This is a genomic window from Phenylobacterium sp. (assembly GCF_030645195.1).
Lineage (GTDB): Bacteria > Pseudomonadota > Alphaproteobacteria > Caulobacterales > Caulobacteraceae > Phenylobacterium.
The window spans coordinates 22,332-33,851 of the sequence record NZ_JAUSLW010000190.1; the positions used below are offsets into that span (position 1 = coordinate 22,332).

16 protein-coding genes and 1 tRNA gene are annotated in these 11,520 nt (G+C 68.8%); 13 read left to right on the forward strand and 4 right to left on the reverse strand.

Annotated features, from left to right (window positions below; translation table 11 throughout):
- Window positions 1-27 precede the first annotated feature (27 nt).
- Genes Q7T09_RS16155 through Q7T09_RS16170 form a run of 4 tightly spaced genes read left to right on the forward strand, consistent with a single transcriptional unit; the run spans window position 28 to window position 1,954 of the window.
- Window positions 28-654: a hypothetical protein gene (locus Q7T09_RS16155; RefSeq protein ID WP_304701070.1), complete on the forward strand. Its 627-nt coding sequence runs from the start codon at window positions 28-30 to the stop codon at window positions 652-654.
- Window positions 651-890 (forward strand): hypothetical protein, encoded by a 240-nt coding sequence (locus Q7T09_RS16160; RefSeq protein WP_304701071.1) that lies wholly within the window; start codon window positions 651-653, stop codon window positions 888-890. The genes Q7T09_RS16155 and Q7T09_RS16160 overlap by 4 nt, the downstream gene beginning before the upstream one ends.
- Entirely contained in the window at window positions 890-1,534 is a 645-nt protein-coding gene (locus Q7T09_RS16165; protein WP_304701072.1) for a hypothetical protein, read from the forward strand. Before Q7T09_RS16160 ends, Q7T09_RS16165 begins: the two co-directional genes overlap by 1 nt.
- A 9-nt stretch (window positions 1,535-1,543) precedes the next feature.
- Window positions 1,544-1,954, forward strand: coding sequence for a hypothetical protein (locus Q7T09_RS16170; RefSeq protein ID WP_304701073.1), 411 nt, complete (start codon window positions 1,544-1,546; stop codon window positions 1,952-1,954).
- Between the two features lie 645 nt (window positions 1,955-2,599).
- Here the strand turns inward: Q7T09_RS16170 and Q7T09_RS16175 are convergent.
- Window positions 2,600-3,322: a class I SAM-dependent methyltransferase gene (locus Q7T09_RS16175; protein WP_304701075.1), complete on the reverse strand. Its 723-nt coding sequence runs from the start codon at window positions 3,320-3,322 to the stop codon at window positions 2,600-2,602.
- 85 nt (window positions 3,323-3,407) lie between these two features.
- Here Q7T09_RS16175 and Q7T09_RS16180 point away from each other — a divergent pair, with 85 nt between their 5' ends.
- The 4 genes from Q7T09_RS16180 to Q7T09_RS16195 are packed head-to-tail and all read left to right on the forward strand — an operon-like array spanning window position 3,408 to window position 6,586.
- Window positions 3,408-4,916, forward strand: a complete 1,509-nt coding sequence (locus Q7T09_RS16180) for a hypothetical protein (protein WP_304701078.1) — start codon at window positions 3,408-3,410, stop codon at window positions 4,914-4,916.
- A complete protein-coding gene (locus tag Q7T09_RS16185) occupies window positions 4,894-5,271 on the forward strand; it encodes a hypothetical protein (protein WP_304701079.1) in 378 nt (125 codons plus the stop codon). Before Q7T09_RS16180 ends, Q7T09_RS16185 begins: the two co-directional genes overlap by 23 nt.
- Window positions 5,271-6,188 (forward strand): hypothetical protein, encoded by a 918-nt coding sequence (locus tag Q7T09_RS16190; protein WP_304701080.1) that lies wholly within the window; start codon window positions 5,271-5,273, stop codon window positions 6,186-6,188. The genes Q7T09_RS16185 and Q7T09_RS16190 overlap by 1 nt, the downstream gene beginning before the upstream one ends.
- The gene (locus Q7T09_RS16195; protein WP_304701082.1) at window positions 6,188-6,586 is read left to right on the forward strand and encodes a hypothetical protein; all 399 of its coding nucleotides are present in this window, start codon (window positions 6,188-6,190) and stop codon (window positions 6,584-6,586) included. Before Q7T09_RS16190 ends, Q7T09_RS16195 begins: the two co-directional genes overlap by 1 nt.
- Here the strand turns inward: Q7T09_RS16195 and Q7T09_RS16200 are convergent.
- Together Q7T09_RS16200 and Q7T09_RS16205 are read right to left on the reverse strand one after the other, a co-directional pair.
- Window positions 6,583-7,155: a DUF2239 family protein gene (locus Q7T09_RS16200; protein WP_304701084.1), complete on the reverse strand. Its 573-nt coding sequence runs from the start codon at window positions 7,153-7,155 to the stop codon at window positions 6,583-6,585. The genes Q7T09_RS16195 and Q7T09_RS16200 overlap by 4 nt on opposite strands.
- A gap of 200 nt (window positions 7,156-7,355) precedes the next feature.
- A tRNA-Thr gene (locus Q7T09_RS16205) sits at window positions 7,356-7,430 on the reverse strand.
- A gap of 69 nt (window positions 7,431-7,499) precedes the next feature.
- Between Q7T09_RS16205 and Q7T09_RS16210 the strand changes: the two genes are divergently transcribed.
- The 5 genes from Q7T09_RS16210 to Q7T09_RS16230 all read left to right on the forward strand — a co-directional run bounded on the left by Q7T09_RS16210 (window position 7,500) and on the right by Q7T09_RS16230 (window position 10,616).
- On the forward strand, window positions 7,500-7,703 hold the full coding sequence (locus Q7T09_RS16210; protein ID WP_304701086.1) for a hypothetical protein: 204 nt from the start codon (window positions 7,500-7,502) through the stop codon (window positions 7,701-7,703).
- 70 nt (window positions 7,704-7,773) lie between these two features.
- Window positions 7,774-8,193, forward strand: coding sequence for a DUF2948 family protein (locus tag Q7T09_RS16215; protein ID WP_304701088.1), 420 nt, complete (start codon window positions 7,774-7,776; stop codon window positions 8,191-8,193).
- A gap of 42 nt (window positions 8,194-8,235) precedes the next feature.
- On the forward strand, window positions 8,236-9,519 hold the full coding sequence (gene hisD, locus Q7T09_RS16220; RefSeq protein WP_304701090.1) for a histidinol dehydrogenase: 1,284 nt from the start codon (window positions 8,236-8,238) through the stop codon (window positions 9,517-9,519).
- A 158-nt stretch (window positions 9,520-9,677) separates the two neighbouring features.
- Complete coding sequence (locus Q7T09_RS16225) at window positions 9,678-10,157, forward strand: UPF0262 family protein (RefSeq protein ID WP_304701092.1); 480 nt, start codon at window positions 9,678-9,680, stop codon at window positions 10,155-10,157.
- A gap of 6 nt (window positions 10,158-10,163) precedes the next feature.
- Entirely contained in the window at window positions 10,164-10,616 is a 453-nt protein-coding gene (locus Q7T09_RS16230) for a low molecular weight phosphatase family protein (RefSeq protein ID WP_304701094.1), read from the forward strand.
- Here the strand turns inward: Q7T09_RS16230 and Q7T09_RS16235 are convergent.
- Complete coding sequence (locus tag Q7T09_RS16235) at window positions 10,613-11,359, reverse strand: nucleotidyltransferase domain-containing protein (protein ID WP_304701096.1); 747 nt, start codon at window positions 11,357-11,359, stop codon at window positions 10,613-10,615. The two genes, Q7T09_RS16230 and Q7T09_RS16235, sit on opposite strands and share 4 nt — an antisense overlap.
- Window positions 11,360-11,520: the final 161 nt, after the last annotated feature.

An 11,520-nucleotide genomic window follows, 5' to 3' on the forward strand; every position in this document is an offset into this window, starting at 1 on the left:
CAGACCCGATAGACGGAGGCGCGTCGCATGGCGCTGGCGACCTATGCCCAATTGAAGACCGCCGTGGCCGACTGGCTGGAGCGGGGCGACCTGGCCGACCGCACGGCCGACTTCATCGCGCTGGCGGAATCGCGGCTGAACCGCGTGCTGCGGCTGCGGATGATGGAGACCGAGGAGGCGCTGACCGCGACGGCCGGGGCCAGGACCGTGGCCCTGCCGGCCGGGTTCCGCGAGCCCATCGCCCTGTGGCTCAACCGGGCCGAGGGGCGCGCGGCGCTGCGGTTCGTCGATCCGGCCCTGCTGCCGGCGGCGGCGGCGGCCGGCGAGCCTCAGGCCTGGAGCCTGAGCGGCGGAAGCATCGCCTTCGATCGGCCCTGCGACCGCGCCTATGGCCTGACCCTGCGGATGGTGGGGCGGCTGGCCCTGTCGGACGCCCAGCCCACCAATGCGGTGCTGGCCGACTATCCGGACCTCTATCTGTTCGGCGCCCTGGTGGAGGCCGCACCCTATCTGCGGGACGCCGAGCTCTTGTCGCTGTTCACCGCGCGGCTGGAGGCGGCGCTGACCGAGGCGCGCGCCAAGGAGGCCCGCGGCAAGGCCCTGGCCACCCTCACGGCCGAGCCGCTGCTGGCCGCCGGAGGGCGGTCGGCATGACCGTCCTCACCCCCGACGCTCCCGCCAGCCTGAGGCCGGTGCTGAGCGAGATCCTCGAAGCCCTGCGCGCCCTGCGGGCGCCTGGCGCGCCGACGCCGGTCTTCGCCTGCGCCCAAGCCCAGCTGCCGCCTGCCGCGGCCTGGCCACGCAGCCTGCTGCTGGTGAGCGACCTGAACATCCTGGCCCATTCCGACGGAATCCACTGGATTCGGCAAGACACGGGAGCTGCGCTCTAATGCCCTCATCCTACACCCCCCGCCTGCGGCTGGAGCTGCAGGCGGCCGGCGAGAACCTCAACACCTGGGGGGCGCCGAAACTGAACAACGCCATCAGCCGCATCGAGACGGCGATCGCCGGGCGCACCAGCGTGGCCCTGACGGGCGCGCCCTATGTCCTGGCGGCCTCCAACGGCGACGATGAGGCGCGCTCGGCGATCCTGGACTTCACCGGGACGGGACCGGCCACCGTGACCCTGCCGTCGGTGTCGAAGGTCTATCTGGCCCGTAACGGCTCCAGCGGGGCGGTGACCCTGACCACCGGGGCGGGCGCCACCGTGGCCCTGGGGGTGAACGACACCGCCCTGGTGATCTGCGACGCCACCAACGTGTTCTCGCTGGCGATCGGGGGGACCTCGATCAAGGCCTATGTCGACGCGGTGCGGACCTATGTCGATCAGCAGGCCTGGGCCGGTCAGGCCGGGGTGCTGCCGGGGCAGGGGGGCAGTGGCGGCAAGTTCCTGAAGACCGACGGGACGACGCCCGCCTGGACCGCGCCGGCCGTGGCCGACCTTTCCGACTACGCCGGCGACCAGGCCGCCAAGGCCGCGGCCGCCAGCGCCGCCGCGACCGCCCGGGCGGTCGCCTTCTCACTGCTGTTCTGAGGATCCGCCATGGCCGTCACCGGCAACAACGTCATCACGCCCCAGACGCCGAAGTCCGGCGTCGCCGTCTGCACGACGGCCAACTCCACCTATTCCGACACCCCCACCAACACCCAGAAGCTGCTGACCGCCGGCGCCAACGGCGCGCGCGTGACCAAGATCACCGCCCTGGCCCGGGCGACGAACACAGCCACCGAGCTGCAGCTCTACGTCTCCTACGACGCGGGGACGACCAAGAAGCTGATCAATTCCAAACTGATGGGCGCCTACACCGTGGCCCAGACGACGGGGCAGACGCCGGCAGACTTCGGGTACAGCGAGGACGCGGCGATGATCCTGGCGGCCAATGCCGAACTCTATGTGGCCATCGGGGTGAGCAATACGGGAATCGTGTTCGCGGCTGAGTGGGGGGATTATTGATGGTCGGGCGAACTTTCCTTGGCCTGCGCGGTTTGCGTGGCCAGGACATGAGTATTCCCAACCGCGGGGGCGCAGTGACCTATGCCGCCATGTTCCCAGTCGGCTCCTTCACTTTCACCGCGCCTGAAACGGGAGAATACAAATTCTATCTTTGGGGAGGAGGCTGGGCCGGCGATGGATCGGGAGGTGCCGGTGCCTCGGGTTCCTACGCCGAAAAGACCGTGAGGCTTGTGCGTGGCGCGACGCTAGTAGGGATGGTTGGTCGCGGTGGAGGGCTGGAAGGAATTCCAGGCGACACCACGCTGACTCTCGCGAACGGGGCGACGGTCATCGCTGCCGCACCAGACAGCCAGACGACCCCCGTCGCAGCCACCGGTGGTGATGTAAACCTAACAGGTTCGATTCCGGGCACCACCGCCGGCACTAACGGGGCCGCAGGCCAGGGAACCGGTGGCGGCGCTGGTGGAAGCGGCGATGGTTCAACTGGAGGAGGGGGAGGGGGGGCACCGGCGAACCTCCCGATGCGGGGAGGCAAAGGCGGAAGCCATGGCGGCCAGCGTGGCCGAACGCCCGGTGGCGGTGGATGCGGCTATCCGCTGCGCGACGGCGGCGACGGTCTAGTGATCGTTGTCAGGACGGCGTAGCTCAGTCGTAGTTGAAGAACGCCTTGGCGGGCTTTCCGGCGATCTTACAATCGCGAAACGTCGTGCCGGGCAACGCAGATTGAAGAAGCGCGAAGCAGTCTTCGATCACGCCGGGCGTGGTGCACACGAGCTTGGTGCCGCCCCCCATGACAGACCCTGTGCGCGGGATCACTGCGACCGGGAAGAGGTTCTTCGATACCCGGATCGCATCGATGATCCCCTCGGTGACGTCGGGATACCACTCGTGCAGGAAATCATCGATCACGACGACAGCGCCATCGACCAGGTAGGTGGTCGCCAACTGGATATCGCTCAGCACCGCTTCATAGGTGTGATCGCCGTCGATGTGGACGAACCGCGCGGGCTCTCCGAGTAGCCGCATCCATTCCGCTGGAGTGACGGTGGTCGAGTCTCTCTTCGCGACCCGCACATGCGAGGCTGTGTCGCCTGGCAGGGCAAGTTTCAGACTCGCGACCAGCTTTTGGCCAACGTCGGCTTCAAATATATCTAGACCCACAACATGCTCTCCGGGCTTGGCTGCAAGCGCCAAGCCGATGAAGGTCTTCCCCAGGAAGGTGCCGATCTCAGCCAGCGAGCCCTGGATGGGTGTCTGCATCTGGTGGGTGAGGATCGCGCTGATCGTTCGTGCCGCACGTGGGCTGATAAAGCCCGTAACGGTCGACATTCCGCCGTTCGGCGCGAACCACTTCTCATGCCTGCTCATGGTCGCCCCTTCTGACTGGAAGTGCTCGACTGATAGAGCCCGCAGATTGCTGCATCAAGTTGTCACGCCGATCAAGGACACGCTCATGCGCATCCCCCTAGACATCCCGCCCGGCCTGAACGGCGACGACAGCTCCTTTGCGGCCGCCGGCCGATGGGCTGATGCTTCGAATGTCCGTTTCCACCGCGGTCGCCCGCAGGTGATCGGGGGGTGGGAGCGGCTGATGGACAGCTCGGTGACGGGGCTCTGCCGAAGTGTCCTGCCGTGGACGGACAGGGCCGCGGTCTTGAACATCGCCTTCGGGACGCACAGCAAGCTGCAGGTCTTCAAGGGCGGGGGACTCTATGATGTCACCCCGGCCGGGCTGGCCGCGGGGCTGGTGGACGGGACCGGCGGCCAGGGGTTCGGGACGGGCGCCTATTCGACCGGGAACTGGTCGGAGCCGTCGTCGGGGGACTATTTCCCGCGCACCTGGTCCCTGGCGGCCTGGGGCGAGAACCTGCTGGCCTGTCCGCGGGACGGCGGGATTTACAGCTGGACCAACAACACCGCCGCGGCCTCCGCGGCGCTCGCCAACGCGCCCGCGCGGGTGACCCACATGCTGGTGGCGCCGACCGACCAGGTGTTCGCCCTGGGGTGCAATGAGGAGGTGTCGGGGACCTTCAATCCGCTCTGCCTGAGGCACTCGTCGGTGCGCAACAACACCGAATGGGAGACCACCGCCTCGACCACGGCGCGGGAGTACATCCTGCCCGGCGGGGGGCGTATCGTCGCGGGCCGGGTGATCGGCCCCTACCTGCTGATCTGGACCAGCCACGCCCTGTTCCTGGGGAGCTTCGTCGGGTCCCTGACCCAGCCCTGGCGGTTCGACCGGGTCGGCGAGACGTGCGGCCTGATCGGTCCCAACGCCGCGGTGGTGGTGGGGCAGCAGGCCTTTTGGCTCGGACCGGACCTGCAGTTCTACCGCTACGTCCTGGGCGGGGCGCCGGAGGCCTTGCCCTGTCCGATCCGCGAGGGGCTGGCCGACAACCTGGCGGCTTCCCAGGGCGACAAGATCGTGGCGTCCTCGTCCTCGGCCTTCAGCGAGATCCGCTTCGACTATCCCGACGCGCGGGAGGGAGCGGAGAACAGTCGCTACCTGCTGATGTCCCTGGCCGACGGCGCATGGTCGCGAGGGATCATGGCGCGGACGGCGATGATCGACGCCGGCCCATCCCAGTTTCCCATAGGCGTGGACCCGGGCGGAGCGGCCTACTGGCACGAGCGTGGCGCCAGCGCCGACGGCGGGGGCTTCGCCTGGTTCGTGGAGAGCGCCGACCAGCTGCTCGCCCCCGAGGCGACGGCGATGGTGCGCGGGCTCTGGCCCGACATGGCCGACCAGGTGGGGCCGGTTTCGGTGTCGATCACCAGCCGCTTCACGCCGCAAGGGGAGGAGACCACAAAGGGCGCCTACAGCATGGCGCCGGGCGCCGACCGCGTGGACCTGCGCATGACCGGACGCATGTTCCGGGTGCGGTTCGCGGGCGGCTCTGCGCCCACCGCCTGTCGCATCGGCCGCCCGGTGTTCGACATTGCCCCGGCCGGAAGCCGCTGAGGGCGCGGTCGGCTGGGCGCGCTACCGCGCCTGGCTGCTGCCGGCCCTGCGGGACGACTGCGCCGGGGAGGCCGAATTGCTGGGAGACATCCTCTCGGGCCGGGCTCAGCTCTGGGCCGGGCGCGGGGCGGCCATGGTCACCCAGCGCCTGTGCGAGGACGGCGTCCACTTCCTGCACGTCTGGCTGGCGGGGGGAGAGCTTGCCGAAATCCTGGCGATGAAGCCCGGCGTCGAGGCCTGGGCCCGGGGCCAGGGCTGCCAATACGTCACCATCGACGGCCGCGCCGGCTGGACCCGCCTCCTGCGGCGGGACGGCTACGCGCGGGTCGGACACCTGTTGAAAGGAATCCTCTGATGGCCAAGAAGAGCAAGACCAACGCCAGCAATACCAGCCACACGGTGGTGACGCCCACCACGCCGGACTGGCTGTCGAACATGACCCAGAGCCTGAACCTGGGGATCCAGAAGGTCGGGGGCGCCAGTCCCTATGACTATGTGGCGCCGGTCTCGGCCCTGGAAAACCAAGCCGCCAAAGGCGCCGCGAACCTGGGCGGCCAGCGCGGCGCGGACGCCAACACCGCCGGCAGCGACGCCTGGTTCTCCAAGCTGCTGAACGGACCGGCGCCCAGCGTCACCTCCGCCAGCCTGCTGGACAACCTGTCATCCTATTACAGCCCCTTCCGGAAGGAGGTCACGGACTCAGCCATGGCCGACTTCGACGCCGATGCGGGGCGGACCCGCGCCTCCCAGGACCTGGCGATCGCCGGGCAGGGAGCGTTCGGCGGCTCGGGGGCGGCGCTCACCAAGTCGCTGACCGAAGGCGAACTGGCCCGGGCGCGGAGCACCAAGCTCAGCCAACTGCTCTCGGAGATGTTCACCGTCGGCGCGGGGTTGTCTGGCCAGGACGCGGATCGCCGCCAGCAGGCGTCGGCGGCCAGCGCCCAGATCGCGGCCCAGGACAACCAGATGAAGCTGCAGGCCGCCAACGACCGCGCGGCCAGCGACCGCGCCGACATCGCCACCCAAGCCTCGGTGGGCGCGCAACTGCGCGGCGCGGACCAGGCGATGCGGCAGGCGCCCATCAGCACGCTCAACTCGCAGATCGAGATGTTCTCCGGCCTGCCGCTGTCGCTGTTCTCGGGGCAGACGACGGACTCTCAGGGGACGAGCAGTTCGACGACCCGGGAGACGGGGGCGAGTCTGGGCGAGATCGCAAGTCTCATCAGCTCGATCAGCGGCTTCCCCGGGCTTGGTGGAAAGGGCGCGAAGTGATGCCGGCGCAAATGGGCGTGTCCGTTGGTGGGCCGGAGGTGGGCGCTGAACGGACGCAATCCCTGGACGCACTGCACAACGCTCAAATTCTTACGCTTCGTCAGATCGGGGAGAATGTGGCGGCTCAGACGCGTCGACTCGAGGGGCTGACCACCAAGGTCGATGATGTTCGTGAACGCCTTGTCCGCCTTGAGACCCTGGAGACGGGGAAGCTGGTGGATGCTTTGCGCTCAGAGGTGAAGAGCGCCGTAAACCGGATCGACCTCCTTGAGGCTCAACGCGACAAGGTGGTGGGCGTGGCCAGCTTCTGGTCGTGGCTGGTGCGCAGCGCGCCCTGGCTGGCGGCCGGGATCGCCGCTTTCGTGGCCGGGGCCGGGCTGAAGTCGGGCGGCCGTTAGACCGCCTGGCGCTGTTCCACCCGACGGACCAAGCCGCGAAGATAGTCCCCGACGTCCTTCGGCCAGGCGGCGGTGAGATCGGCGAACCGCCCATAGGCCTTGGCGTAGAAGGCGCGCGTCGCCTCCTCATAGCCGGGGAGGTCGCCGGCCAGGGTGGTCATGGCGCGGTGGGCGGCTTCCAGGGCCTGGCGGGCGTCATCGGCGCCGGCGTTGTCGCGGCGGGCCTGCTCCACCAGCCGGCGCAGGGCGGCCGAGGCGCCGCCGGGCTGGGCCGAGAGCCAGTCCCAATGCCGGGGCAGGAGGGTGACCTCCCGGGCGGTGACGCCGAGCTTGGGGCGGCCGCGGCCGGGCTTGGCCGGCGGGTCGCCATCCTTCGAAAGACGAGCTGTGACATCGGCGGCCGAGCCCCGCAGATCCAATTCGACGGTCCGCCCGGTGGCGTCATCAAAGACCATGATGGGCTCCAGTCCCCGATCATGGGCGGCCTTGGCGGCCAGGGCGACCTCCTGGAGCGGGCCCGCCGCCAGTCGTTGATGGCCCGCGAAGGCGATGAAGGTCTCTTCGTCCATGGGTCGACTCCGCACTTCCCGCGGTAAGGCAGGAATATTACCCGGATATATATTTGGGCGGGGTCATATCAAGGGAAAATTCGCCCCACGTGGATGAGGCGAGCCGTTTCAAGCGTCTTGTGCGACGATCCAGAACGACAAAGGGACGGAGCGCTTGCGCGTCCGTCCCCCTGAATCCCTTGCACCGCAAGGGTTTATAGTGGTGCCGTTGCAGGGATTCGAACCCTGGACCTCAGCCTTACCAAGGATGCGCTCTACCTCTGAGCTACAACGGCGAAAAGGCGAGGGCGGGCTATAGCCAACGTCGAGGGCCGCGTGAAGCCTAAAAGCGGCGGGAAGAGAACTTGACGCGCCAGACGCGTCGCCGCACCCCTTCGGATATGGCGAAAACCGGCAAGACGCAGGCGGAGGAACGCGAGGCGCAACTGGCCCAGGCGCTGCGCGCCAATCTGCGGCGGCGCAAGGCGTCCGATCATAAACTCCCGCCCGAGACGCCGACGAGCGACCCGCCGACCGGCCGCCTTCCGTCCGGCCCGGCCTCGGGCTAGATAGCCTCACCCCGCCGGATCGCCGATGCGCGGGATAGGACGCCCCAAGGGCGCAATCTGGGACGACACCATGAGCGATTTGCTCCACCTGCTGGCGGAAGACGCCGAGGACCTCGCGGTCATATCGGCGGCGCTGCAGGACGCGGTGGCGAGGATCGGCGACATCACGGTGGAACGCCGGGCGCGCCGGGTGACGGTGAGCTTCAATCGCTATCGCTGGGAGGGGAAGGGCGGCGAGCGCGTGCGCTCGGCCCTGCAGATCGGTTCGGTCCTGGGGGTGCAGGCGCGAAATCTGCGGCGGGGCGCCAAGGCCGCGGTGATCGAGTTGCTGACCCTGGAATTCGAGCCCGGCGATCCCCCCGGCGGGACTATCACCCTCAGCTTCGCCGGTGGCGGCGACCTGCGGATCGCCGTGGAGTGCATCGACGCGGTCTTGGCCGACATCTCCGCGCCCTGGCCGACGCCGCGGACCCCCACGCACCAGACCTGACAAGGCGTAGCGTTCGCGGCCGCGCGCCGCTAAAGAGCGCCCATGCGCCGCTTCCGTTTTTCCGAGCCCGGCTTCGAGGCCGCCTTCGCCGCCTTCATCGACGAACGCCGCGAGACCCCTGAAGAGGTCGACGTCCTGGTTCGCGATGTCCTTCTGGCCGTCCGCGCCGAGGGGCTTGAGGCCGTCCTGCGCTTCGGCCGCCAGTTCGACCGCGCGGAGATCGACGCCGACACCATCCGGGTGACGGCCGAGGAGATCGAGGCCGGCGCCGCGCAGTGCGCGCCGGAAGTTCGCGAGGCGATCGCCTTCGCGGCCAAGCGAATCCGCAACTATCACGAGCGCCAGCGTCCCGCCGACCAATGGTTCAGGGACGAGGCCGGGGTCGAGCTGGGCTGGCGCTGGACGCCCCTGGAGGCCGTGGGGATCTATGTGCCCGGCGGGCGCGCGGCCTATCCTTCCACCGTGCTGATGAACGCTGTCCCGGCCTCAGTGGCCGGGGTGGAGCGGATCGCCATGGTGACGCCGCCGGGGCGCTTGCAGCCGGCGGTGCTGGCGGCGGCCAAGGAAGCCGGGATCACGGAAATCTGGCGGGTGGGTGGCGCCCAGGCGGTGGCGGCGCTCGCCTATGGCGCCGGGCCCATCCTGCCGGTGGACAAGATCGTGGGGCCCGGCAACGCCTTCGTCACGGCGGCCAAGCGCCGGGTCTATGGCACGGTCGGGATCGACGCGCTCGCCGGCCCCTCGGAAATCGTGGTCGTATCGGACGCCGCCAGTCGGCCCGACTGGATCGCCGCCGACCTGCTGTCCCAGGCCGAACACGACCCGGCCGCGCAGTCGATCCTGATCACCGACGACGAGGCTTTCGCCGATGCGGTGGAAGCCCAGATCGCGCTGCAACTGAAGAGCCTGGAGACGAGCGAGGATGCGGTGGTCTCGCTACGCAACCACGGCGCGGTGATCATCGCGCCGCTGGAGGAGTCGCCGCGGCTGGTGAACCTGATCGCGCCCGAGCACGTGGAGTTTGCCCTCGACGCCCCGGAACGCCTGGCCGACCAGGTGCGGCACGCCGGCGCCATCTTCCTGGGCCGTCACACCCCCGAGGCGATCGGCGACTACGTGGCCGGCTCCAACCACGTCCTGCCCACCAGCCGGGCGGCGCGGTTCTCGTCGGGACTGTCGCTCTACGACTTCATCAAACGCACCTCGATCGTGAAGTGCGACGAGGCGGCGTTCGCGATCCTCGGGCCGCCGACGGTGGCCCTGGCCGACGCCGAGGGCCTGCCCGCCCACGCCCGCTCGGCGGCCATCCGGCTCGGCCAGAGCTAGCTGTGGAGCCTCAATAGGTTGTCCTGGTCCCGGCCAAGCCCGACGCTCCCCCGCGCCGGACACTTTTTATGTCTGCGACCCGCGTGAGGCGATCGTGCAGGGTGACGTTAGGGGTTGGTTTGCAATAAACGTCGCTGACCCGTTCCCCACCGACCGCCATGGCCGACGAAGACCGCACCAAGCACCGCCTGCAGACCGTGGAGATCGACGAGGAATCCCTCGCCGCGGTCTCGCGCGACCAGGAGCAGGAGCGGCAGATCGCGATCTTCGATCTGTTGGAGGAGAACTACTTCCATCCTGAGGGCGCCGAGGGCGGGCCCTATGACCTGAAGATGGGGCTGGTGGAGAACCGGCTGGTGCTGGACGTGGCGGGGCCGGAGTACGAGCGCCGCCACATCCTGTCGCTGTCGCCGTTCCGGGGGCTGATCAAGGACTACTTCCTGATCTGCGAGAGCTACTACCAGGCGATCCGCAACTCGACGCCTTCGCAGATCGAGGCCCTGGATATGGGCCGGCGGGGCCTGCACAACGAGGCCTCGAACCTGTTGCGCACGCGGCTGGCGGGAAAGATCGACACCGATCTCGACACCGCCCGGCGGCTCTTCACCCTCATCTGCGCCCTGCATTGGCGGGGATAGGGGTCGATGGCCGCTGATCCGCCCGCGCCGCCCTTGCCAGGGGCGGTGCTCTTCGCCTGCAATTTCAACCGTGTTCGCTCGCCCATGGCCGAGGCGCTGATGAAGCGCGCCCTCGGGGACCGTGTCTTCGTGGACAGCTGCGGGCTGAAACGGGACGAGGCCGAGGGTGTCGATCCCTTCGTCGAGGCGGTGATGGCCGAGTTGAGCGCCGATCTCTCCGATCACCGGCCCAAGACCTTCGAGGACCTGGAGGACTCGTCCTTCGACCTGGTGGTCTCCCTGACGCCGGAGGCCCAGCACCGGGCCGTGGAGATGACCCGGGGCCGGGCGGCCGAGATCGAGTACTGGCCGACCTTCGATCCCACCCTGGTGGAGGGGTCCCGGGAGGCGCGGCTGGCGGCCTATCGCGAGGTGCGCGACGCGCTGGCCGCCCACATCGCCCAGCGCTTTCCTCGCTAGGGGAGCATCCAGGCGAGGTCGGAACCCCAGGCGTCGAACACCGCCCCGTGGTCTGCCGCGCGGAACAGGCGCTCTGCCTCTACCAGGAGGCCTCTCAGCGTCCTGGGGCGCGGCTCCAGAAGGGAAGGGGCTTTGAGGGCCAGGGCTTGGCCCGCCGGCAGTGGATGATCAGCCAATTCCCACGCCAGATATTTGTAGAACGGCCGCAGCCGTCCGCCATCCAGGGCGAAGAGGGCGTCGAGTAGGGGCGCGATGCCTTCCGCCGCCTCCAGCTGCGCGGCGGAAGGCAAGCCGTCGCGCAGGCACTTCAGCGCCCGATAGGTCTGGTTGAGGTAGTGGTCCAGGCTCCGGTCGATGAAGCCTGTGATCTCAGCAGGCGGCACGCGCGCCTTCTCGTCGATGATCTGCTGGCAGAGACCATCGGTGCGGTCCACCAGCACCGGGACGTGCGCATAGCTGTAGCGATCCCAGGCGTCGGGCCCGCCCCAGGCGGCGTGGGCGCGCAGGCCCTCCAGTGTCATCACGGTGCAGTCGGTGGCCCCGCGCCCGCGGCCGGCATGGCGCGCACGCCAGTCCTCGAAGACCTCGTCGCGGACGATCAGCACACAGTCATAGTCTGACGCCCCCGTCTCCCGGCCCTTGCCGCGCGACCCCGTGAGCCAGAAGGCCAGCACGTCGGCCTCGGCCTCCGCCAGCGCCAGCAGATCGAAGTATCGCGGCCGATCGGGGTGGTCCTGGCTCAATCTTCCCTCTCCAGCCATGAGGCATTCGACCGTGCGGCGGGCTCCGCGTTATGATAGAGGCCTCTCCCACGGCTCGCGCCCCTCGATTCAGGCGTGGGCCGTTCGACTTTTATCGGCGTCTATTTGGAGCCTGCATGGCTAAAGAAGAACTTTTGGAGTTT